Below are 22354 nucleotides of genomic sequence, written 5' to 3' on the forward strand. Positions count from 1 at the left end.
GCGTAAACGAGGGTGTTATGCAACAGACTTTATTTCACCTGGCTTTTCCGGTGAGCAACTTGGAACAGACCAGGGAGTTTTATGTGGATGGATTGGGCTGTGAGCCAGGGCGGGAAGGGGGGCGATCGCTCATCCTCAATCTCCACGGACACCAAATTGTGGCACAGGTAACGCAGGAACCGCTGATGCCGCAAAAGGGAATTTACCCCAGACATTTTGGCTTAGTGTTTACTGCTGAAGCGGACTGGGAAACGTTGTTAGAAAGAGCGCAACACAAAGGGCTGAAGTTTCATCAACAGCCCAAGCGCAGATTTATTGATTCACCCCTAGAACACTGCACTTTCTTTTTAGAAGATCCGTTCTACAACCTGCTGGAGTTTAAGTTTTACTGTCATCCCAGCGCTATTTTTGGAGAGGCAACATTTGCTCAAGTCGGAGATCTGGGCTAGGCAACACTTGCAGCGGTTCTGACAAAGCATCTGCAACAGCTTTCAGGCATCTAACATCTGTCACCATCTGAGGATGACTGGGAACAGAGAGGATCACTTCACGACCAACGGGCAGTCTGGAACTCACGGCAGGCAAGATCATTAGATCCATCGGTGTCCAGATCGAGGTGAAGTTGATTTGTGCCAGCGCTGCCACGTCTTGATTTAGGTCATACAAGAAGGCGCTATTTCGCTGCATCTGGTTGCCGCCCAGGTTGGGGCGAAAGTAAGCTGTCCAGGTGCCATTGTGAGGAGACGAAATTGTGACAAATCGCTGCACGCGGTCAATTCCACCCAAACGCTGCACGTAATAGCGGCTGACAATCCCACCCATGCTAAATCCAATCAGGTCAATTGGCTGGTCGGGCGCAAAGTTTTGCTCAATGTAATTTGCAACCTGATGAGCTAGTCTGTCTAACCCGACGCTGCCATTATTGGGGATCAAGTCCAGGCTGTGAACTGCCCAACCTCCTTGGTGAAGATAGGAGGTCATGCGGTTGAACAAGATAGCAGTGTCGTCAATGCCGTGGATTAGCAAAACCGGATTGCGAGAGGGGGAGTTGCTCATGGGAAAGTGGAGTGATGTATCTCTAGCTTAGACAGCGGTGATCGCTTCTATGTCTTTGGGAGGACACCTGCTGCAATGGCATAGGGGAAGGACGAAATAAGGCGGAGGTAATCACGTACTCCCTTGCCCTACTCTCTGTCATCTGTTGAACGGGAGGGTTGCCCAGCCATGAAAACTAGGCGATCGCCTTCCTGGTCAAGGGGATCAGGAAAGCCCAGGTAAAACAAATAGGTCAAAGAAAGAATGGGAGATTCTGGCGGCAAGGGATTAACGGTCAAGCCACCCCAAGTATTCAAAACAACGGTAGGGGCAATCCGCCATTCAAAAGAACGGTTGAAACTGAAGGCGGGTTTGCTCAACTCACTCGCAACGTTAGTCTTTTCTGTTTTGAGAGGAACAAACTGAATTTCTTTAACAGGATTAGTGGATTGATTAGTAGAAGTGCTGGAACTGGTAGTCTCCCTGACGGGACTACTTCCTTCTACTGGTTTAATTCTTTCTACTAAATCGGCTTTCTCGGTTTTCTCAATCAAATTGTTTGTCTTGATTGGCTGATCTGCCCTAGTTAGCCCTACTTTTACACCCTGAGCAGAAATGGGCGTTTCCGTTGCTGGTTGGACAGACGGACTTGGTTTTGACTTTGGCTCCAACTCATTTGCATGTTGGGCACCGTAAGCGAACTGCAACTGTGCCCGGTTAGATACTCGTAAATTAAAGCCAATGCCTGCACTGATGGCAGTTTGAGAAGTTGGACTGACGGCGGGCGATCGCCCTCTCAGTTTTTGCTTACGAATTGAGTCAGAATTATAAGATGGCTTCCAATCGAAGCGGTAGGGCTCGACGTTGAGGATGACGCGATCGTCTACTACCAAACGATATCTCGGTGCTGTTTCAGCTTCATTAGCAAAGCTTGTATCCAAATTATTATCGATACTATTGGTATTGGCACTAGCTGAAGCAGTACTAGCTGGGTTAAGTGTTTGTGGTGCATCGGACTCAGGCAAATGGGGATCAGAATCTAAGGTGACATCCCTTGGTAGATCGGGTTGTGCCGCTTCAAGTTGTGTTTGAGAAAGTTCTGTCTCCTGATTCGATTCTGGGACTGCGGGATCAGTAGATAAGTCATCTCCATCCCCAGGAACTTCTTCTGTTAGGTCATCTTCAGACAACAGTAGGTCAATCCACTCGTCGGATGTCCAGTGATCAAGGTCGTCTTGAGCCAGCCGCTCGATCAGGTTTACTTCTGCTTCAGACGCTCCATAGAGACGAGGAGAATTCTCGGTCCATTCATTTTCAGACTGATTCAAAGATTCATTGAACAACTCACGATCTGATTCGTGGTCTGATTGATTACTTGATTCACTTGGCGACTCAACAGGCAAATTCTCAGAGTGTTCATTAGGGAATTCTGCATTGGGAGCGATCGCCTCAAATGAAGGATTTTCAGTTGGCTCATCCAATTCTTCAGTTGACTCAGTTTCTTCAACTGTCTCAATTAACTCAATCGGTTCAGAGGAAGCTGCGGGGGAAATAGGACTTGCTTCAGCTACAGCAGCAACCGATTTGTCCAATTTCTCATCCAGCTCTAGTGGCTCCTCTGATGGAGAGGCAACTATTTCATCGGCTCGAGCAGCAACTGGAATAGACTCAATCTCTGTTTCTAAGGGCTCAGGGGAAGTAGGGGCGATCGCTTCCGGTGCAGGCGCAGAAAAATCTGGAGCAAATGGCTCTGGAGGGCTGACGGAAGGCACAGGAGCAACTGGGGCGATTTCCTCCACTGCCTCCACTATTTGCTCTGGCTGAGCAACCTGCACTTCCACCACAATCGATCCGGGTGTCTGTAAATCGGTTTCGATAGCAGGAGATGAATTGGGGATCGATTCGGTGGGCTGGTTGGCGATCGCTGGGGGAACTAACAGCGCGACCGAAGCTCCAGACAGCAGCAAGATATTTTTTGGATTCACAACTCTCTCCCTGAAGCACTGCAATCCTGGCTTAAGCTTCCAACCCGGTGCGGGCGATCGCAAACTGAAATAATTTCTAGCACAGGATTGACCGCGTGTTACAGCAATCGTGATTTACGTGGAGAAATATCACCGTCTGCGTATAGTCTTAAAAGGAAGGCAACCCCCCTCGTTGAAGTTGGCTATCATGCCTCTGTAGAATCAGCGCCAGGTTTTAGGAAACGCTTGCTATGGCAAATGAGGAACAACTCACTCTACTCAAACAAGATGTCGGTCGCTGGAATCAGTGGCGACAAGAAAATCCACAAGTGACTCTTGACTTTAGCAGTTGCGACCTGAGCAAAAGCAAACTTGCTGGGGCTGACCTCAGTGGAGCCAATCTGCAAAACTCAGACTTCAGCGGTGCCGACCTCAGCAAGGCCGACCTGCACAGTACTGACTTTAGCGGTGCCGACCTCAGTGGAGTTGACTTAAATCAGGCAAACTTAAGCAATGCCAACTTGAGCAGCGCCAACTTACTTGCCGCTTATTTGAGCGGTGCAATCCTCTGTTATGCCAACCTCAGCGAAGTCCGGCTCAACCGAGCAGATTTAAGCAGTGCTGATCTGAGTGAAGCAAACTTGCAAAACGCTGTTTTGCTTGGAGTTGACCTAAGCAGCGCCAACTTAAGCAGCGCTAACCTAAGCCAAGCCGAGTTAAGTCGCTCTGAGTTGAGTCGGGCTGATTTAAAGCAGGCAAACCTAACCAGCGCCAACTTAAACAATGCCAGATTGCTCAACGCCAACCTCAGTGGAACCAACCTGAGTGAAGCTAACTTAACTAGCGCTCGGTTAAATCGGGCTGACTTAAGCGACGCCAACTTGTCTAGCGCTAATCTAAATCAGGCTAATCTATTGGGAGCAAAACTTCCGCGTGCCAAGCTGAGTGGAGCTAATCTTAGTAATGCCAACTTAAGCGGGGCTGACCTACAACAGGCAACTTTGGAGGGAGCTAACTTGAGTGACGCAAATTTACAGGATGCTCATTTAGAAGAAACTGTCCTGGAAGGGGCTGATTTAAGCCGGACTATTATGCCAGATGGCACTGTCAGAGACTAATTTTAGTCATGGTTTCTTGAACTTTGCCGCCTGTCGATCAGGAATCAACGGCTGTTGAAATGTAATTTTTGGATGAAGGTACTCATATTTCCACCTAAAAATTACGTTCTGCTCAATCTCACGCAGTAAGACTAAGAAGGGCGACTACAGATTTACCTGCGATCGCCCCTCGTTCCAAATAGCAACGCACAATTTCGTCGAAAGCAGACAGAATAGCACCTTCTGAGTTTGAGAAATTTTGCAGTAGATTTGGGCACGATTATACTAGGTCATTAAGTCGCACGTTCTAGTGCAGACCCAAAGACTGATCCCCTCTTATCTCTTCTCTTCTCACATCCATTAGCTATGAATCGTAAACCTAATAGGAATCACTTCCCATTGTGGAGCTATCTCAACCAGCCGCTGTTCAGCGCTCAGAAACCACTAATCCTCCGTCCTCGAAGATTTTGGTATTCTCACAACATTCGCCACCTGGAACGCTGTTTGCAAAACGCCTACCGGCCGGAAGAGCATTTTCGTAGCTAAAGGTTACTTAAACGCCCACTCATCCATTAACATCTCCTGTTCGTATCTAGAATAGGGCGTTTCGATTTGAACCCGCTTCTACCAAAAGCATTACTTACCTCATGAATAGAAATAATTCATGAACATAAATAAATAGGGAGGGGGCGCAATACGTCCCCTTTTTGCTTTTAAGGGGGGTGCTGCGCCAAGCCTTTCTGCAGCAACTCCGTTACCTGGGGCAAAGTTCCAGATTTCTGCTTTTGATTCCGGAATTGCTACCAATCCGTAGGAAAAGTGATACGACAACCTGGGAGTCCTGGAAATTGGCTAATTAAGAAGATTTCGCAGGATTGAGGGGGGAGTCTGGAGTTGTGCTTCCGTCTCAGCCTATGTTGCCTGACTTTACACGCTGTTTGATTGAGCAACGGAGATAAGAGAATCGTGGCACTAACACCTACCTACTGCCTTGAAGGGGCTGAGAATACAAGAATTGCACTTTCACAAGAAAAGTTAAGGACCATCTTCAACCAAGTCGAAGCCGAGCTTTATCACAGTGAAACCTACCGTCGGGCTTTGTCGAGCTTACAAAAAACTGTAGGAGAGGCGATCGAAGGTCCTCAAGCACTGATCAAATCAGCTTGCAGAGAGGCAATTCGTTTAGCTCTCCGTCAGCTTGTCAAACAATATCAGGTACCTGCAACTGCCAATCAGTCGGAGGTACAACATGCTGCTAGCCTGTTAAGCCAGCAGGAGGGCATTTCCTCTGCCCAAGAGCCTATCCAAGATAGTATTCCTCAAGCCATCTCAAACTTGCGTGAAAAGTCTGAGGTAGCTTCGTCGAGTGGTTTGGCAATTTCGCCAAAGGCAGAACTGCGTTCAAAATCAAAGCGATCGCGTGCTGGCATCTTGGCGAAGGTTGATCCCAGTAAGCCTGATGCGACCGCTCAGCCTTCTAGCCCACCGCGCGAGATTTTAGTGCGACAAATTGGTCAAGAACTGCGCCATGCCCGTCAAGCTAAATCTCTTTCTCTTAACCAACTTCATAGCCTTACCTGGATTCCAATTCATCAACTCAAGGCATTGGAAGACGGTCAGGTTGAGCAATTGCCCGAAGACGTTTATGTGCGCGGTTTTATTCGACGTGTGGGAGATGCTTTAGAGCTAGATGGGGCAACCATGGCGGAGGCTTTGCCAGCTCCTGACACCGCTAAGACGGTGCTTCCCTCCTGGCAAATTTCAGACGAAACGTCTTCCTGCTTGCGTCCTGTCCACCTATATTTTGGATATGCAGCATTGATGGCAGGAGCCGTAGGAGGACTAGCATGGATGGCTCAGCAGCCTTTCCCGGATGGGGCATTTAACCCTGAGCCGGACTCCTCACAGGAACTCGCTCAAACGACTAGTCGAAATCAGCGGCTGGACGTGATTCCAGGAATGAGAGCAAGTGGGGCAGGGGCGATCGCCGGAACAGATCTAGCTCCACCAGAAACGATGCCATTCTAGGTTCATTCTCAACACAGTAGCTATTCGCTGATGGGGGGTGAAGCCCCCTAACACCTGGCGCTTCTTCCGGTCTTAGGATGACTCTGGGTTATGATGGCTGTGAGGTTGCTGGACAACTTGTCAAGGCGACATTGGGAGATTTTGGCTTCCTACTTCGCTTACCTAGACGCTGGTATTGCTGAAGCGGTATGCTGCTAGGGCGATCGTTTTAACGCCTAAACAAGGAGCATCCTGGTAAGCACAGGTTAGGTTGTGTTCTTAGCTGAACGCTTCATTAAGTTGCTTAGCGCTGGAAGATGCTCTGAATAGGGCATTTGCTTAACCAGACAAGCTGTTGCCAGCACCCCTCGCCTCCCCAATCAAGCGTTTATTGACCTCAGAGTTTGAGTATGATGGCTTCATGGAAGACCGGTACAGCCCCCGTGAATCCCGCAACGATTCACTGATTCGATCTGCTCCTTTTTTCGACGGTTTGCCAGAAGCCCTTGTAGATAAGGCAACTGCTCACGTTGTTATTCGGAGCCACCCGCCGAATCAGGTAATTTTGCTGGAAAACGACTGGGGCAGCTCAGTCTACTTCATCCTGGAAGGGTGGGTAAAGATTCGAACTTACAACTTGGATGGAAAGGAAGTCACACTCAATATTCTGGGTAAGGGCGAAGTCTTTGGTGAAATGGCTCCTCTAGATGAGGTGCCACGCTCAACGGATGTAATTACATTAGCTCCAACGGCGATCGGCAACATGCCTGCCCAGGATTTTGTGCAGCTAATCAACTCAGAGCCCCAAGCGGGTATTCGGTTAGCTCAGCTAATGGCGCGACGACTGCGTCAGGTCAATCGACGGTTGAGACTGCGAGAGTCAGATAGCGTTTCACGGGTAGCAGACATTCTCCTATTTTTGGCGGATGGTCAGGGAAAGCGGGGAGAGCAGGGAATTGAGATTCCAAACTTGCCCCACCGCGAACTCAGCAGCCTTAGCGGACTGGCACGGGAGACAGTAACTCGCGTGCTGAGTAAGCTGGAGCGTAAAGGGCTGATCCTGCGCGAACGGGATATTCTCTGTATTCCTGATGTTTATGCTTTGGAGCGTCTGTTGGTTTAGTAGGGACTGGCAGTTGAAGGCTAAGGCAAGAAGGTACTGCCTCATCCTTCTACTTCACTTGCCGAGGTAATTCCACTCGAAAGGTTGAACCCTGCCCAGGGCTGCTCTCAACGCTGATGTCGCCGCCCATAATCCGAATTAGCCAATCTGCGATCGCCAGACCCAGTCCCGCACCAGAATAGCGTCGGGATTGGCTTTGGTCTGCCTGCCGAAACCTTTCAAAGATGTAGGAAAGGTCGCCTTTGCTAATGCCGATCCCGGTGTCCTGGATTGTGATCAGAGCGCGATCACCAGAAATCGGCTCTAGCAACACTAGAATTCCACCGGACTCAGTAAATTTGATCGCATTAGAGATTAGGATGACCAAAATTTGATGGAGCCGAGTGCGGTCGTTTGAGACCATTAGCATTTGCAGGTCGGATTGCACCTGTAAGGACAACCCTTTTTGCTCGGCTTGCGATCGCATCTCTTCAACCGTAGCTCTAATTAAAAGCCCTAAATCTAGATTTTCTGGATTTAAGGCTAAATACCCTGCTTCTAAATTAGAGAGATCAAGAATGTTGTTGATCAGTGAGAGCAGGTTTCTGCCATTACTTAAAATCCGCTGCAGCATGTCTTCCTGAGAAGAATCGCTGAGATAACGACGCTGACGCAGCAACAGTTGCGAGAATCCGATAATCGCATTCATCGGAGTTCGCAGCTCGTGTGAGATAGTTGCCAAGAATTGCGACTTGAGGCGGGCACTTTGTTGAAGCTGCTGCTGCTGCTGCTGAATCTGCTGCTGTTGTTGCGCCAGTTTAGAGGTTTGCTGGAGCAGTAGCTCATTTTGAGCCGTTAAGTGATTTTCTCGCTCCTTCAAAGTATTTAGAAGTTGAGCTTGTTGAGAGGCGAGCGCTCCCTGCGTCAGCAGGTTGGCAGACTGTCCAATAACGCTTGCTATTGTTGATACACCCTGCCAAGCCGCGTAGCTTGGCACTACCTCACCGCCTTCACCTTCATCTCTCAGTTGAATTCCATCTGGCTGCATTGCTAAAGGCAAGTGAGTATGAATTGCGCCCCAAGCTTCAATTTGACCTGTGCTGCTCAAAGGAACAAGCTGAACCAGAAATTTTTGACATGTACCATTCGGCTGAAATAAACGGTAAATTAGGGTGAACTGGTTTGCAGCAATCTCAGCCTGCTGCCAGAGGCTTAAAAACCGATCGCGGTCCTGTGGATGAAGAGCTTGGAGGAAATCCTGCTTCAGCGATGCTGCCATTGTCAAGCCAGTGTAGCTGCACCAGTGCTGATTCACCCAAACAACCGATTTATTCGCATCTGCTAGCCAGATGAGGTGGGGGATAGCTTGAAGCAACTGCTGCTGCCTGGTTTCATAAGCCTGCAAACGCAATCTCAGTTGCTCCACCTCAACTGAAGGCGGTTCTTCTACTGGAGAGGGGGTAGACTCAGACATCTGCTGATTGAAAGCAGGATTCATAACGTTCTTGTTTTAAAAGCAACAGGTCGCTAAACCGTACATGCAGTTCGGTAGTCGTATGTTACCTCTCGGTTTAGGTTGGACGTGGAGGCACAAATTAGTGGACTTCTAGACAAACGGCTCGATTGCTACACTTCGTATCGTTGAACCCATGAAGCTGGCTCACTTGTCGGTATAGTCGATATAGTTGGCTAGCCGTTAGCTAGTCTAGATACATTCTTCAACTGCTCCCCTTCCTTTGCCATCGTCACAAAGTTGCAGAAAGTTGCACAAATGAGATCATGAGTGAAATTTACGTTGCCCTGATTGAAGATCATGACCTGACGCGAGTTGGAATGCGAACTGCCTTACAACAGCAACAAGGTGTAAAAGTGGTTGGCGAAGCAGCCAACGCCACAGAAGGATTACAGTTACTACAGTCTTCCAAGCCCGATGTCGCGATTGTGGACATTGGCTTGCCAGATATGGATGGGGTTGAGCTGACTCGCCGCTTCCGCGATTTTCAGGCGAGCTCAGAAGAGACTAAGACAAAAGTTTTAATTCTGACTCTAAATGACAATGAAGAGACTGTTTTGGCGGCTTTTGCGGCAGGGGCAGATTCTTACTGCATGAAGGATGTCAGCCTTGACAAGCTGATGGAAGCGCTGCAAGTGACCCATGAAGGCAATAGCTGGATTGATCCGGCGATCGCCCGAATTGTGCTATCTCAAGCCCGTCAACCTCAGCCCGCTGCCGTCGAGGTAGAGCCGACCGTTGCGATTAATGCCGCTGCCCCAGAATACAACCAGATTCTAGAGACCTATCCTCTGACCGAGCGTGAGCTAGAGGTGCTAGAGCTAATTGTGGCGGGCTGTAGCAATGCGGCGATCGCTGACCGTCTTTACATCACTGTAGGCACTGTCAAAACGCACGTCCGCAACATTCTCAACAAGCTCTGCGCTGATGACCGCACTCAGGCTGCTGTTCGGGCACTTCGCTCTGGGCTAGTTGGCTAAAGCTCATCTCTTATCGTTTGAGTCAGGGCAGTTTTGGTCAAGCACACAAAAAGCGCTTGACCTAATTGTGTGGTAATCAACATATAGCAGAGGCATCTACTGTTTAATATCCGGTAGAACATTAGAAGAATTGCTGATGTCGTCTCTGAATCTATGTCTTTGCCATCCAATTCAGTCAAACTATCTACACAGCAGACTTCAATTAGAAGTTTTGCCATTTTTGGTTGAGAATTTCTTGCGATCGCGTCACACGATTGGGGGAGTGAAGTAACCGCATGACTCAAGCAGGCGAGAGCAAGCTGAGATTAATGGTTGTAGATGACGAATCTGACAACCTTGACTTGCTCTATCGAACCTTTCGGCGTGAGTTTGACGTGTTCAAGGCGGAGAGCGCACTGATCGCCCTGAGACTTCTAGACCAGGAAGGGGAGATGGCAGTGATCATCTCCGACCAACGAATGCCAAAAATGAGCGGCACTGAGTTTCTGAGCCGCACGGTTGAGCGTTTCCCCGATACGATTCGGATTGTATTAACAGGCTACACGGATGTCGAAGACCTGGTAGGCGCAATTAATACAGGCAAGGTTTTCAAATACATCACCAAGCCTTGGAATCCGGACGAACTGAAGCGGGTGGTGCAACAAGCGGCTGATACGTACCGGGTCGTCAAGCAGCGCACAACTGAGCTACAGCGTGCGCTACGACGAGAATCCCTATTTAACGCTGTCACCACTGCGATTCGAGAGTCTTTGGACTATCGCAGTATGCTGCAAACCGTCGTCAACACGATTGGTCGAACTTTTACTGCCGATGCCTGTATTCTTCGCCCTGTTGAAAGTGTGGGTGATCCCATCCATCACCGTCTGCTAGACGAAGTTTTCTCCTACAGAACTGAAGCATCCGCCGCAGAATTAAGCCAGAACGATGCGAATCAACTAGGAGCAATTGCCGCAGTCGCATTAAAAGAAGCGATCGCCACCCGCCAGATTCAGAGCATCCCAGCCGAACACCAAACATCACCCTACAACCAACTCATTGTTCCGCTCAGCTACCAGCAAGATTTTCTAGCTATTCTTGTGCTTTATAGGGGGGGCGATCGCCTCTGGAGTGTCGAAGAAATCGAGCTGATTGAAGGTGTTTCTCAACAGGCATCTTTAGCCATCTCCCAGGCAAAGCTTTATCAGCAGATTCAAGAACAGACCGAGCAGATGCGGACAGAGCTAGCCGTAGCCCGACAAATTCAAAGCAACCTGCTACGCCAAACCCTACCCGAAGTAGAAGGAGTTAAAGTTCAGGCGTGCTGCTATCCTGCTCGCGAAGTTGGAGGAGATTTTTTTGAAGTTTATCAGCATCCCCAAGGCGACCTCTGGCTAGCAGTCGGAGACGTTTCTGGCAAAGGTGTGCCTGCGGCTTTATTCATGGCCAGTGCGATCTCAGTGCTACGGCGTGAGCTATCTCAAGAAAACCCGCCCGCACCCAACATCGTCATGCGCCACCTCAACAGCAGCCTTTCAGAAGATTTGGTGGGAAGTAACTGTTTCATCACGATGGTCTTGGCCCGATACACGCCCTCGACCCAGCAATTGGTATACGCAAATGCAGGACATATCTATCCTCTGATCTGGTCACCGCAGCAAGTCCTGGCTCTAGCAAATAAGCCAGACGTGACTGTAGAGCCAACTTATTTAGAAGTGCGTGGAGTTCCTCTGGGTATCCTGCCAGTATGGCAAGCTGCTGCTGAAGAACTTACCTTAAAATCGGGGCAAATCTTGTTACTCGCCAGTGATGGCATCACAGAAGCGACCGTTTCAGACGAAACAATTGGAACTAGCCAGCAATCAACTCGCTCAATGCTGAAACAATCAGGGCTTTGGAGACTGCTCATCCAACAACAAGGTGAGCTTAGCCTAACCCACCTACTTACCAAAATTCGCGCTCATCATAAAGTTCAGGAAGATGACCAAACCATTCTTTCTCTGGAGGTTCTGTAGTTAATGAGAACTGAACTGCATGTACCGAGCGATCTCAAGTTTTTGACAATCGTTGAAAACTGGCTTTTAGGTTCCCTGGAATCTGAGTTAGGCAATGAAGTTGATTGGCCACGTCAGTCTAATCGGCTTCGCCTGGTTTTGGTAGAAGCTTATTCCAACGTAGTACGTCACGCTCACCGCGATCAGCCCAACTTGCCTGTGCTGATTCGCCTAGAGCTTCGAAATCGGGATATCTGCCTGGAAATTTGGGATCATGGGAAGGGGTTTGACCTATCTACATATCTGCCGCCCACTCCAGAAGACCAGCAAGACGGAGGGTATGGCTGGCTAATTCTTAACCGTCTGATGGATAAGGTAGAATACCGGCTTCAAGTTAATGGGCGAAACTGTCTCAGACTAGAAGCAACCTTGTCCAATCAAGAACAACATTAAACTCGCAGAAAGATTGAGGGACAATAGCCAGACGCACTTCGTTAAACCGCTTTGCATCTATCCACCCTATCTGTTGCCCGATGCCTGCTTCTTTAACTAACCGAGCTGTGATTTGAAACTGTAAGGTTGAGGCGGAACGATACATCCCACAGCAAAAAATCCACATGGCTTCAGTCGTTCAAAAAAGCTGAGTATGAGGCTAAATATGAGGCGTTTTGGGTAGATTGGGGAGAAGGGTTAAAAAGGTAAGCCAAATCAAAAGTGCAAAGATGCCGACCATAGTTCACCTGTAGTGTGTGAAGAACTAAGCGTTGCTACATAAACTTCACTGATTTTCACTCCTGTAACACCTTTACCCCATCTATCCAATTGCTCATCTTTTGCAATGGAACAAGGTGCGTATCCTCCTCACAAAAAATCCTCAACAATAGACACCCTGCGCCACCATTCACGCTTCAAAAAATGATTCATACAGGGAGTCTAGTGCAGACAAAGGCGGGACTGTTTAGGACACCTTTCTGTAAAGTAGCATGAGAGATTTTTTAAGCTGTCGTCTAGGAGACATCCGTAGGGAAAACTGAGGCAAAAGGTTTAGGAATGCAGCTGTGAAGAAGATTTGGGTCAGACTTGAGATTTGGAGTCTATCTCATTTACCAGCTTTGCCGATCGTGAGACTACACAACCAGCTCAAGCACCTCGAACGCTGTTTTCAGGTTTCCTGTGTGCAGGAATGGGAGTAATGGGAAGGTAGCATTCACATCGGCAGTTCGATGATAAATTCTGTGCCTAGACCGGAGGCAGAAAGGCAGGTGATGGTACCGCCGTGTTTTTCAACAATAATTTGGCGACTGATAGGGAGTCCTAACCCTGTTCCCTTATCTAAGGGCTTAGTGGTAAAGAGGTAGTCAAAGATTTGCGATCGCACCTCTTCTGTCATGCCAGGGCCGTTATCTTCAATGCCAATGATCACCTTGTCCTCATAGTCAGCCACTTTGGTGTAAATCGTGATTGTGGCGGGTGATGATTTAGAGAATTTCAGATTTTTTGCACTGGGTTCATCAAACGCATCGATCGCATTGGCGATGATATTCATAAACACCTGGTTGAGCTGGGTGGGGTAACACTTGACCAGAGGCAATGAGCCATAGCGCCTGTTAACCCGAATGGCGCAACGCTGTCCATTTTCCTTGAGCCGATGTCTCAAGATCATCAGCGTACTGTCGAGTCCTTCATGAATGTTGACAGCGACTTGGATGGAATCCCCTCGTGAAAAAGTTCTCAAAGACTTGCTGATGCTGCAAATCCGGTTGGTGCCTTCGGTCATGGAACCTAGCAGTTTGGGCAAATCTTCGCTGACATAGTCCAGGTCGATCGCCCGAATTTGGGCATCGATTTCTAAAGGTGGCGTGGGGTAGTGCTTTTGGTAAAGTTGCAGCAGCTTCAGCAGTTCTTGGGTATAGCGGCGAGCATACTTGAGGTTGCCTGCAATAAAGTTGACGGGATTGTTGATTTCGTGGGCGACTCCGGCAACGAGCTGTCCTAAAGTAGACATCTTTTCACTCTGAACCAGCTGAAGCTGGACTTGTTTGAGTTGTTCAACCCGCACTTCCAGTTCAGAGTTTGTCCCCTCTAGCGCTACAAATGAAGCTTGCAGTTGACGAGATAGCTGGTTAAAGGATTTTGCCAGGATTCTAATTTCGTCGGCTCCGTTGATTTCCACTTCTGCATCTAACGGTTGATTGACAAAATCGGGTTGGGCAACGTGTTTAGTTAATCCTTTGGAGGCTTCACTCAGTTGCAGGATGGGCTGAGCGATCCACTGAGCGGTGAGAGTGCCAAGGGCGATCGCCACTAGCAGCGCCACAAAGCACAGCATGACTGTGGTGCGAGTGTTGGCATGAATTTGGGACATGAATTCAGACTCAGGCACCACCACAAAAATTAGCCAGTCCAGTCCTTTGCCATCCTGAAAGGCAGTCACTCGTAAAAAGTGACGGTTTCCTGTTGAGCCTTGACCGGAGGTATCCTCCAGGACAAAATTCATCTGGGTTTGAGACTGAATTTGCTCCACTGAGCCAAAGGATTCATTCACATGCTCAGCGGTTGCTCGAATAAACTCGTTCTGGCTTTCCGTTGCCTGGATGCGCTCTGACTGCCCCTCAGCATTTTCTGCAAGAGGTTCAGCGGTGGAACTGGCAACCAGCAGCCCTGAGCGTTCCATGATGAAGGTTTGCCCTGCTTTATCAGCATGTAAGCTGTGGAGGAATTGGTTGATGTCGTTGAGAAACAGGTCTACACCCACAACTCCGGCGATCGCTCCAGCATCGTCGTAGACCGGCAAACTTGCTGTAATCACCAATTGGGACGTATCAAAGTCGGGGTAGATTTCGCTCCAGCTTGCTTCGTTGGAGTTTGCTGCTACGGGATACCAAGGACGACTTTGGGGCTGATAGGGATCTGGATCAGTTTCTAGAAACTCGACTCTGTTGGTTTCAAGATTGAGCGTGTAATAGAAAGTTTGATAGTCATTTTGCTTTTGGTTGAGAGCCAATCGCAGTTCCCGATTGTGACCCTGACGAGTCACACCAATGAATTCTCCATCTTGCTGAGTGGCGTAGTAAATCCAGCTAATGGTTTCAAAATGCTGAATTTGCTGCCAGAGATATCGCTTGCTCTGCTCAGATTGAATCTCTAGCTCGCCTCGCTGCACTGCATCTACATTGATCTGGTTAATCAGTTGAGGCGTTGCTAGATAGGTCGTGAGATGCTGCTCGATGCGAGCGGCTGTTTCTTCTTGCAGTTCCGTGGCGAGTTCACTGACCGCTTTTTGTCCATTTCGCAAAGACAGCCAGCCGACTAACCCCACGACTGCAAACATCTGCAAGACGAAGGGCACAACCAGAATCAAGTGTAGCGGTAGCTTTTGCGGAACTCTGGAAAGCTGACGAGCCAGAAATTTTTGCGGCATCGGTCGTGATCAAGCGATCGGGTTGGAGAGACTAAAACGCTAGATGCCCCAGTGACAAGATCTTTGAAGTTTTGCAGAAGTTTAACAGTCTTTCCCTATACGTTTCTACTTCCGATCTGGATGCAAATCCGCTTAAAGTGACTCAAGTCATAAGATTTGTCATTCATTAAGCAAATTAATTACTAGGCTTCCTGTAGGAATCATTTCTTACAGCCATTCTCGGAGGCGTAAGCCACAGCGTAGGGGCGGTTCGCGAACCGCCCCTACGCTGTGGCTTATAAGCTGTCTCTACAGAAAGGTGTTGCGACGAGGGTATTTGCTTAGACCTTACTAAGGTACTGGTGGATGAATTGGACAGCGATCGCCCCTTCTCCCACCCCCGAAGCAACCCGTTTAATGGAACCGTAACGCACATCTCCGGCAACAAAGATGCCGGGGACGCTGGCTTCTAGCAGGAATGGGTTGCGGTCTAGTGTCCAACCGCGGGGTCGCTGGCGCTCGCGCAATAGGTCTGGTCCGGTTAGAACAAAGCCTTTTTCGTCCCGTTCGACGACACCGCTGAGCCAATCGGTTTGAGGACTGGCGCCAATGAAAATAAACAGCGATTTGGCAGGAACGTGCTGCGTTTCGCCCGTCTGGGAATTGGCGATCGCAATCTTCTCTAAATGCCCATCGCCCTGCACCTCGACAACGCTGCAATAGGGACAGACTTTGATGTTGGGCGTTGATTCAATCTGGTGAATGAGATATTGAGACATGCTGTTCACGAGGGATTCGCCCCGCACCAGCATTGTCACCTGACTGGCATAGCGAGAGAAATACATCGCTGCTTGACCGGCCGAGTTTGCACCACCGACGATGTAGACATGTTCACCCTGACAGGCGATCGCCTCCGTCATTGCTGCACCGTAATACACTCCTGCCCCAGTCAAGGGTTCGCTGCCTGGCACATCTAGTTTGCGATAGGATACGCCTGTCGCAATCATCAGTGCGTGGCAGCTAATCTCCGTACCATCTACTAGTTTGAGGATGCGGTAGGGGTCTTCCACCCGAACTCCAACGGCTTCTTGGGGAGACAAGATTTCTACGCCAAAGCGTTTGGCTTGCGTCACGGCCCGACGAGCCAGATCGTTACCCGAAAGCCCCACTGGAAAGCCAAGGTAGTTTTCGATGCGAGAGCTTGAACCCGCTTGCCCACCGGGAGCCTGGCGCTCGATCATGAGCGTGCTTAATCCCTCAGAGGCACCATAGACGGCAGCGGCCAGTCCAGCCGGGCCACCACCCACAATTACTAGATCGTAAAAGGGGCGATCGGCTTGAGTTTTCAGCCCGATCTTAGTGGCAATTTCAGCATTAGAGGGCTGGCTGAGGTGTGAACCATCAGGAAATACGATGGTAGGTAGCCGTATGGCATCTTCTCGTCCTGCGTTGGCGTAGGACAGCAGCTGGGTTGCTTCTTCCGATTGCTCAAAATCGAGCCACTGGTAGGGCACCTGGTTGCGGGCTAAGAAATCCTTCACCTGGTGAGATTGGGGCGACCAACGGTTGCCAACGACGCGAATCCCCTCAAAGGGTGGGCGAAAGGATGCTTGCCAGTCATCCAGTAAGTCATCCAGCACTGGGTAAAGCCGCTCCTCTGGAGGATCCCAGGGTTTGAGCAAATAGTAGTCGAGCTTGGCTGCATTGATTGCCTGAATCGCTGCATCCGTGTCTGCGTAGGCAGTTAGCAAAACCCGCTTGGCATCCGGGAAAATTTCCATTCCCTGTTCTAAAAATTCAACACCCGTCATTTGAGGCATTCGTTGGTCTGCCAAAAACAAGGCGACGGATTCATTTCGCAGGCTAAGCTGCTGAGCAGCTTCTAGAGCTGCTGCCCCGGAGTCTGCCCGCACAACTCGAAAGCGATCGCCATATTGATGTCGCAGGTCACGGGCGATCGCCTGCAACACTTCAGGATCATCATCAACGGTCAAGATTGCAGGTTTAGCCATGAGTAATCTGGAGTCTAGATATCTGGTTCAGCAAGCCGCAACACATTCACTATAGGATGGAGCGCCGCGTACTGTTGAGTCTGGTGTCGATACAAATGAATGCAGTGTGCAGCATTGAAATTGACGCAATGCTAAAAGTACTCTGACTCTCCACTTTCTAGAGGAATTTATTACACTTTGTAAAGGTAGGTGAATGGAGTTGATCTATGGCAGTTCGAAGCGACACTTTATTTGAACGGTTTCTGGCTCCTATCTTTAAGAACTTCCTGATTGACCGAGAAGCTTTGACGCAGTTCTACAAGAGCATTGATTGGGAGGCAGAGAGCGATCGCCTGCGTCAGCCAGACCTGCAATATCCTGACTATTACCGCAGTCAAAATTTTCACAGCATCCAGAATGGCTATTTAAACGTGGATGCAGCCGTTTCCTATGATCCCATTACTCAATACGTTCTACCGCCCAACGAGGCGATCGTGCGGCAGGGGTTGATTCAACGCATCCAAAGCAAACCTCGGCGCATCCTCGATTTGGGTTGCGGTACAGGTTCCACCACGCTGCTACTCAAGCAAGCCTTTCCTCAGGCAGAAGTGGTTGGGCTAGACCTGTCGCCCTATATGCTGGTTGTGGCTGACCACAAAGCTCGCAATGCAAAGCTTGATATTCAATTTCAGCACGGCAAGGCTGAGCAAACGGGTTTTCCTGACGCAAGTTTCGACCTAGTCACAGCTTCTTTGTTGTTTCACGAAACGCCGCCTGCCATTTCTCGTGAAATTTTGCGGGAATGTTTCCGATTGCTCAAGGTGGGCGGTGAAGTTGCTATTCTCGATGGCAATCAGGCTACCCTACGGCAAACGGCTTGGCTCACCGAAATCTTTGAAGAACCCTACATTAAAGACTACGCCGCAGGCAGCGTGGATGCCTGGATGGGTGCTGCTGGATTTGGCGCAGTGCAAACGGAGGACATCTGGTGGGTGCAGCAGGTGACACGCGGAGTCAAACCAATTCTTGGTACTGCGGAGCCGGTGCGGTATTCTGAATGGGAAGAAGGCGATCGCCAGTGGGCAATGGGCTAGAGGAAGTATGACCCTCAAGGCAGTTTTGTTTGATTTCAATGGTGTGATCATCAATGATGAACCGCTCCACCAGAAGCTAATTGACGAACTTTTGATTCAGGAAAACTTGCGCCCCAAGCCAGGAGAGTTTTGGGAAGTTTGCCTGGGGAAAAGCGATCGCGTCTGTCTGACAGACCTATTGCAGCGTCGGGGGCGCATCGTCACAGAAGAATACCTGGATCAACTGATTACCCGAAAATCAAAGCTCTATCAGCAGCAGCTAGAGGCGATCGACAAGCTGCCGATCTATCCAGGGCTACCCGATCTAATCTTTCAGTTGCGATCGGCTCAGATCAAGATGGCGGTCGTCAGTGGTGCCTTGCGATCAGAAGTGGAACTCGTGTTAAGCCGAGCCGACCTGACCCAAGCCTTTTCATTGATTGTGGCAGGAGACGATATCAAAACCAGCAAACCAGACCCCACTGGGTACCTGCTGGCAGTGGAACAGCTAAATCAGCAATATCCGACGCTCAAGCTAGAGCCGATAGAGTGTCTGGCGATCGAAGACACCCCAGCGGGAATTGAGGCAGCCAAACGGGCTGGAATGCAGGTTGTCGGAGTTGCCAACACTTACCCGTTTCACATGATGCAGCGTCAGTCAAACTGGGCAGTGGACTATCTTTCAGAATTGGAGCTAGATCGAGTGCGGCAGGTATTTGAACGGGCAAAACCTCGCCAAGCAGTCGGCTAACTTGAGCAACAGTGCTATAAAATGCAAAAGCAACTTGGGGAATTAGCTCAGCTGGTAGAGTGCTGCGATCGCACCGCAGAGGTCAGGGGTTCGAATCCCCTATTCTCCATCAAATTTTCTATGTAAAGATGTCCATTAAGGAGCTATTTGTCAGTTTTAAATAACTCTTGTCAAAAGATTTTGTCGAGCAATGGATTTGCAAGGGTTTCAAGCGACACCTCCTGATTTACTGCTTTTTTTGCTTTGAAATTCCAGTTTTAAGGAGATGTTGTCACAAATCACTCATGCCCTTGCTGCCCTGTAGAGGGATATAGGCAGAGTGATTGGCAAACGATCGCCTGTAATGCGATCGCAGCACTCCTTTCTATACACATTTATTCTTTTCAATACCTGCCACTGACCGAGCAATCAAAACTTGGCATCAATCTGGCTGTAAACTCAGACAAGCCAGCGTTCTATGCCCAAACTGCTGAGATTTTGACCGAAACCTCACCCTAGTCTCAGAGTCAACAGAAAATTCTGAACTTTCTATCCATGAACCGCTCAAACGGCGGTCGCAACTTGCCGATATTACGGTAGATCTCATCAATGTCTTGGCTTTCTATCCATGAACCGCTCAAACGGCGGTCGCAACTCTGGCTAATTCAGATCCTTATCCAGACCGGGCTGTTTACAGGGGATTGGCAAAGCTCCTCGGATTGCTCGGCGATCGCCTTGTTTTTCAAAATTCAAACCCTCAAAAGAGAGAATCAAAATCTCTATAAGCTAGACTGGAAAAGAATTTGTAGCCTTTTGGCGAACTGACCGGGAAAAATGCTCCCGCTTCGGTTTGCCAAAATGGTGAAGGATTTGTGGATACCCACCTATCACCTGGCAAGCCAAGCTTTAGTGGGCGGTTCGGTAGCTGCGTGGTAGCACACTCACCACTAAGGTGAGCCCGATACCGAAGTAATCTTCGCCCTCACCGCCAAAGCAACTTTGACAAGTGAGAGTCTTACCCTTTTGCGTGGGGGCGACCTATGCCATACTTGCTAGAGGACAAACTCCAATACGCATGGCTTCCCGGCTTGTCAGTAAGGCGAGCCTACTAACAAACACAACTTGCTAACAGGAAGACCTGTCCACAAGGGCAGCTTCAGGGCGTGCAGGACTCCAAGTAGGAGCCATCTACCAGGGTCGGAAAGAACCCACCTAACGGTGGTAAAACTCACCCCTTTCCTCCACTCAGAGGTTCCTTCAAACCTGAGTGGAGGCGCGATTGCCACTTATTCTACTGTCAAGGTTCAATTTTTGGCTAGGCCGTGTGCGGCTTTCTACGTTCTAAGGCTGAACGTGCAACTGCTTCGGCTTGGGCAGTCAACATCCCGTCTATCGGCTGAAAACCACGCTCGATCTTAATTTCTGATTGTTCAGCCTTGTCTGTAATAAATTGAGCTAGCCTGCCGTAGCTCCAGTTGTGATAATTGATTTTATATTGCTTACTGTAGGCATCCTGTTTCTCAACATCGCCTGGAAAACTTTCTTCTGCTCTCGCTTCGATCGCACTGACTAAGCGTTCTCTGATTCCTTTCACATTGGGCATGGCAATACTGCCTGCTCGATGTTTGCAAGCGAGTTCAACAATTGCTTTCGCAATTAGGCGATCGAGATACTTTCCCTGCTCTGATTCAGTAATTTGTCGAGTTCGACCTTGGACTTGGTCCTTATGACGCTGATGGGCATTATGCTTTTGCTTGAGCCGATACTCAGCAAGCAGTGAGTAATTCTTGCCTAGCAGTTGACAAACATTTCGGTAGGTGATTAACCTACCTGTTGCCCCATTAATGACTGCCACCGTCACCACTTCTTTTCGACTAAAAGCAAGCCCAACTACAATATCGGAGTTGCCTTTATAGAGCGGCTTTTTAGGGCGAGGATAGGGATTCTCAAGCTTCTTAAGCTGACTTTGAAGTTTGTTTAGATGCTCCTGTTGTTTTTCGGTTAACTCTTCGGTTTCTTGTTTGGTTTCATAGCTCTTAATCAGCCGGTTGGCTTCTGCACTTTTTTGGGCAATCAATAGCTCTGTTCCTGCCTCTGTCAGTGCATGATGCTCGATCGCACAGTGCAGGTAGAGGTCATAGCGATCCCAAGGATGAGCATCTTCTTGGGATCGCCGATTAGATTCAGTATCTTGTCGCTCTTTCCAGATCAATGCAGCTGAGCGAAATAGGAACGGACTGGCTGAGTATTCATCTTGATTAGAAGAAAAAATTTCCCAATCCTTCAAAAATTGCTGAAAGTGCGATAGCTGACGACATCCGCAGCAGATCTCAAAGACTTGTTCTCCCGGCGTGCCTTTGAAGTGAACATAAATCCGGTCTTTCGCTTCCTGAGCGGTGCTTGAATTCCTTCGTTTTAACAAGCACCAATTGAGATCATCACTGCTCTGAAACAGGATAGGATAGGGAGCGTTCTTTGGTCTTCTTAAAAGATTTGCCTGCCAAGCTTGAAATTCGTCATTGTCTTTCGGGATCTGGTGAGTTGCTGTCTCCAAAGCCTCTACAAATTTTGCGCCAGTTAGATCTCTCCCTCTTGGCATACTGCCTGCTAACTGCACTTCTAGCCGCTCAACTCGCTTCTTTTTGGCATTAACTCTTTTCAAGAACTGCTTGGTGTTTTCTTTTCGCTTCGCAACTCTGCCCTCGTTCTTAATCAGATGTGCGATCGCACACTGACTTAAAGGATCGCTGCTTTTAAGCTCAGTGTACTTTTCTATCAAGGCATCAATCAGGGAGTTTACAGTCTTGCTGCTTCGCGTAGCTGCGGTAGTTGATTGTTTTTTCTGCGTCGTTTTTGTTTGAGCTTGGGGTTGATTTTGTCCAGTTGTCTCAGCAGATGGTTCAGATTCTTTAGCCTCTAGCTGGGCTTTGACTGCTGTAAGGATTTCATGTGCCCTAGTTTTAATTTGTTCTAGTTCACAACCGCAGGCTTCAACTAATTCAACATCAGCTTTTGCCACGTTCAGCCAGAAAGTCAGTTTGTCAATCTGAAGCTGCAAATCCTGTCGTAAGGCAAACCAGCTATTGTAAACGATTTCAATGGTGAACCAAGCCGATCGCGCGAGTCGCTCAGGTAGCTCTTTATAGGGCGAGTTAGCTCTACAAGTATTCCAAAGTTTTTTCAATTCCTGACCAGAAATTTCTCCTTTTCGCCTCCAAGTTTCAAACTCCTTGTGGTCAGCGACCGCTACTCGCAAATCTTCAGCTAAATCTGAAACAATGACTGAGTTATTCCAGAATTCTCGCTTTACTGTCTCACTAGGATAGGCAAAAACGTCTCGCTTTACTTTTCTACTTGCTGTTCTTTCACTAGGAATTACTCTAGCTCGAATTGTAAACAAGCTCATTGTTAAATCTCCAAAGTAGGAAGATTGAATTCGATCAAAATTCTGATTGATTCAATACCTATCAAAGCTTTTCTATTTATGACTTC

Annotated in this window: 16 protein-coding genes and 1 tRNA gene; 11 read left to right on the top strand and 6 right to left on the bottom strand. The window is 48.8% G+C overall.

Features of this window, described 5'->3' with window-relative positions:
• Positions 1-17 precede the first annotated feature (17 nt).
• Entirely contained in the window at positions 18-449 is a 432-nt protein-coding gene (locus H6F93_RS20025) for a VOC family protein (RefSeq protein WP_190684366.1), read from the top strand.
• On the opposite strand, the gene H6F93_RS20030 is transcribed toward H6F93_RS20025, so the two are convergent.
• Positions 403-1056 (bottom strand): lipase family alpha/beta hydrolase, encoded by a 654-nt coding sequence (locus tag H6F93_RS20030; protein ID WP_190684369.1) that lies wholly within the window; start codon positions 1054-1056, stop codon positions 403-405. The genes H6F93_RS20025 and H6F93_RS20030 overlap by 47 nt on opposite strands.
• A gap of 128 nt (positions 1057-1184) precedes the next feature.
• Positions 1185-3020: a hypothetical protein gene (locus H6F93_RS20035; RefSeq protein ID WP_190684372.1), complete on the bottom strand. Its 1836-nt coding sequence runs from the start codon at positions 3018-3020 to the stop codon at positions 1185-1187.
• Positions 3021-3250: 230 nt separating this feature from the next.
• Here H6F93_RS20035 and H6F93_RS20040 point away from each other — a divergent pair, with 230 nt between their 5' ends.
• From H6F93_RS20040 to H6F93_RS20050, 3 genes are all read left to right on the top strand, one after another.
• A complete protein-coding gene (locus H6F93_RS20040) occupies positions 3251-4117 on the top strand; it encodes a pentapeptide repeat-containing protein (protein ID WP_190643992.1) in 867 nt (288 codons plus the stop codon).
• 945 nt (positions 4118-5062) lie between these two features.
• On the top strand, positions 5063-6124 hold the full coding sequence (locus H6F93_RS35360) for a helix-turn-helix domain-containing protein (RefSeq protein ID WP_190643993.1): 1062 nt from the start codon (positions 5063-5065) through the stop codon (positions 6122-6124).
• Positions 6125-6524: 400 nt separating this feature from the next.
• Positions 6525-7226 (top strand): Crp/Fnr family transcriptional regulator, encoded by a 702-nt coding sequence (locus tag H6F93_RS20050; protein WP_190643994.1) that lies wholly within the window; start codon positions 6525-6527, stop codon positions 7224-7226.
• Between the two features lie 49 nt (positions 7227-7275).
• Here the strand turns inward: H6F93_RS20050 and H6F93_RS20055 are convergent, their stop codons facing one another.
• Positions 7276-8703: a PAS domain-containing sensor histidine kinase gene (locus H6F93_RS20055; protein ID WP_190684375.1), complete on the bottom strand. Its 1428-nt coding sequence runs from the start codon at positions 8701-8703 to the stop codon at positions 7276-7278.
• 281 nt (positions 8704-8984) lie between these two features.
• Between H6F93_RS20055 and H6F93_RS20060 the strand changes: the two genes are divergently transcribed.
• From H6F93_RS20060 to H6F93_RS34760, 4 genes are all read left to right on the top strand, one after another.
• Positions 8985-9698 carry a response regulator gene (locus H6F93_RS20060; protein WP_190643996.1) on the top strand — a complete coding sequence of 238 codons (714 nt, stop codon included), beginning with the start codon at positions 8985-8987 and terminating at the stop codon, positions 9696-9698.
• 275 nt (positions 9699-9973) lie between these two features.
• Positions 9974-11689, top strand: coding sequence for a SpoIIE family protein phosphatase (locus tag H6F93_RS20065; RefSeq protein ID WP_190684380.1), 1716 nt, complete (start codon positions 9974-9976; stop codon positions 11687-11689).
• Positions 11690-11692: 3 nt separating this feature from the next.
• Positions 11693-12121 carry an ATP-binding protein gene (locus tag H6F93_RS20070; RefSeq protein WP_190643998.1) on the top strand — a complete coding sequence of 143 codons (429 nt, stop codon included), beginning with the start codon at positions 11693-11695 and terminating at the stop codon, positions 12119-12121.
• Between the two features lie 605 nt (positions 12122-12726).
• Complete coding sequence (locus H6F93_RS34760; RefSeq protein WP_277881960.1) at positions 12727-12861, top strand: hypothetical protein; 135 nt, start codon at positions 12727-12729, stop codon at positions 12859-12861.
• A 14-nt stretch (positions 12862-12875) separates the two neighbouring features.
• On the opposite strand, the gene H6F93_RS20075 is transcribed toward H6F93_RS34760, so the two are convergent.
• Together H6F93_RS20075 and H6F93_RS20080 are read right to left on the bottom strand one after the other, a co-directional pair.
• Entirely contained in the window at positions 12876-15089 is a 2214-nt protein-coding gene (locus H6F93_RS20075) for an ATP-binding protein (protein ID WP_190684383.1), read from the bottom strand.
• Between the two features lie 320 nt (positions 15090-15409).
• Entirely contained in the window at positions 15410-17080 is a 1671-nt protein-coding gene (locus H6F93_RS20080; RefSeq protein WP_190644000.1) for an FAD-dependent oxidoreductase, read from the bottom strand.
• A 206-nt stretch (positions 17081-17286) separates the two neighbouring features.
• On the opposite strand from H6F93_RS20080, the gene H6F93_RS20085 reads away from it, so the two are divergent.
• The 3 genes from H6F93_RS20085 (at position 17287) to H6F93_RS20095 (ending at position 18992) form a co-directional block, all read left to right on the top strand.
• The gene (locus H6F93_RS20085) at positions 17287-18153 is read left to right on the top strand and encodes a class I SAM-dependent methyltransferase (RefSeq protein ID WP_190684387.1); all 867 of its coding nucleotides are present in this window, start codon (positions 17287-17289) and stop codon (positions 18151-18153) included.
• A 7-nt stretch (positions 18154-18160) separates the two neighbouring features.
• Positions 18161-18883, top strand: a complete 723-nt coding sequence (locus tag H6F93_RS20090; RefSeq protein ID WP_190644002.1) for an HAD family hydrolase — start codon at positions 18161-18163, stop codon at positions 18881-18883.
• 36 nt (positions 18884-18919) lie between these two features.
• A tRNA-Ala gene (locus H6F93_RS20095) sits at positions 18920-18992 on the top strand.
• 1185 nt (positions 18993-20177) lie between these two features.
• On the opposite strand, the gene cas12k is transcribed toward H6F93_RS20095, so the two are convergent.
• Entirely contained in the window at positions 20178-22268 is a 2091-nt protein-coding gene (cas12k, locus tag H6F93_RS20100) for a type V CRISPR-associated protein Cas12k (RefSeq protein ID WP_190684390.1), read from the bottom strand.
• Positions 22269-22354 lie beyond the last annotated feature (86 nt).

The sequence above is a fragment of the Leptolyngbya sp. FACHB-671 genome (genome assembly GCF_014695745.1).
Classification (GTDB): domain Bacteria; phylum Cyanobacteriota; class Cyanobacteriia; order Elainellales; family Elainellaceae; genus JAAUTN01.

Excerpts from the sequence above, each read along its gene's own strand:
- H6F93_RS20025 (WP_190684366.1), top strand. The coding sequence starts at position 18 with ATGCAACAGACTTTATTTCACCTGGCTTTTCCGGTGAGCAACTTGGAA.
- H6F93_RS20030 (WP_190684369.1), bottom strand. The coding sequence starts at position 1,056 with ATGAGCAACTCCCCCTCTCGCAATCCGGTTTTGCTAATCCACGGCATT.
- H6F93_RS20040 (WP_190643992.1), top strand. The coding sequence starts at position 3,251 with ATGGCAAATGAGGAACAACTCACTCTACTCAAACAAGATGTCGGTCGC.
- H6F93_RS20050 (WP_190643994.1), top strand. The coding sequence starts at position 6,525 with ATGGAAGACCGGTACAGCCCCCGTGAATCCCGCAACGATTCACTGATT.
- H6F93_RS20055 (WP_190684375.1), bottom strand. The coding sequence starts at position 8,703 with ATGAATCCTGCTTTCAATCAGCAGATGTCTGAGTCTACCCCCTCTCCA.
- H6F93_RS20060 (WP_190643996.1), top strand. The coding sequence starts at position 8,985 with ATGAGTGAAATTTACGTTGCCCTGATTGAAGATCATGACCTGACGCGA.
- H6F93_RS20065 (WP_190684380.1), top strand. The coding sequence starts at position 9,974 with ATGACTCAAGCAGGCGAGAGCAAGCTGAGATTAATGGTTGTAGATGAC.
- H6F93_RS20070 (WP_190643998.1), top strand. The coding sequence starts at position 11,693 with ATGAGAACTGAACTGCATGTACCGAGCGATCTCAAGTTTTTGACAATC.
- H6F93_RS20075 (WP_190684383.1), bottom strand. The coding sequence starts at position 15,089 with ATGCCGCAAAAATTTCTGGCTCGTCAGCTTTCCAGAGTTCCGCAAAAG.
- H6F93_RS20080 (WP_190644000.1), bottom strand. The coding sequence starts at position 17,080 with ATGGCTAAACCTGCAATCTTGACCGTTGATGATGATCCTGAAGTGTTG.
- H6F93_RS20085 (WP_190684387.1), top strand. The coding sequence starts at position 17,287 with ATGGCAGTTCGAAGCGACACTTTATTTGAACGGTTTCTGGCTCCTATC.
- H6F93_RS20090 (WP_190644002.1), top strand. The coding sequence starts at position 18,161 with ATGACCCTCAAGGCAGTTTTGTTTGATTTCAATGGTGTGATCATCAAT.
- cas12k (WP_190684390.1), bottom strand. The coding sequence starts at position 22,268 with ATGAGCTTGTTTACAATTCGAGCTAGAGTAATTCCTAGTGAAAGAACA.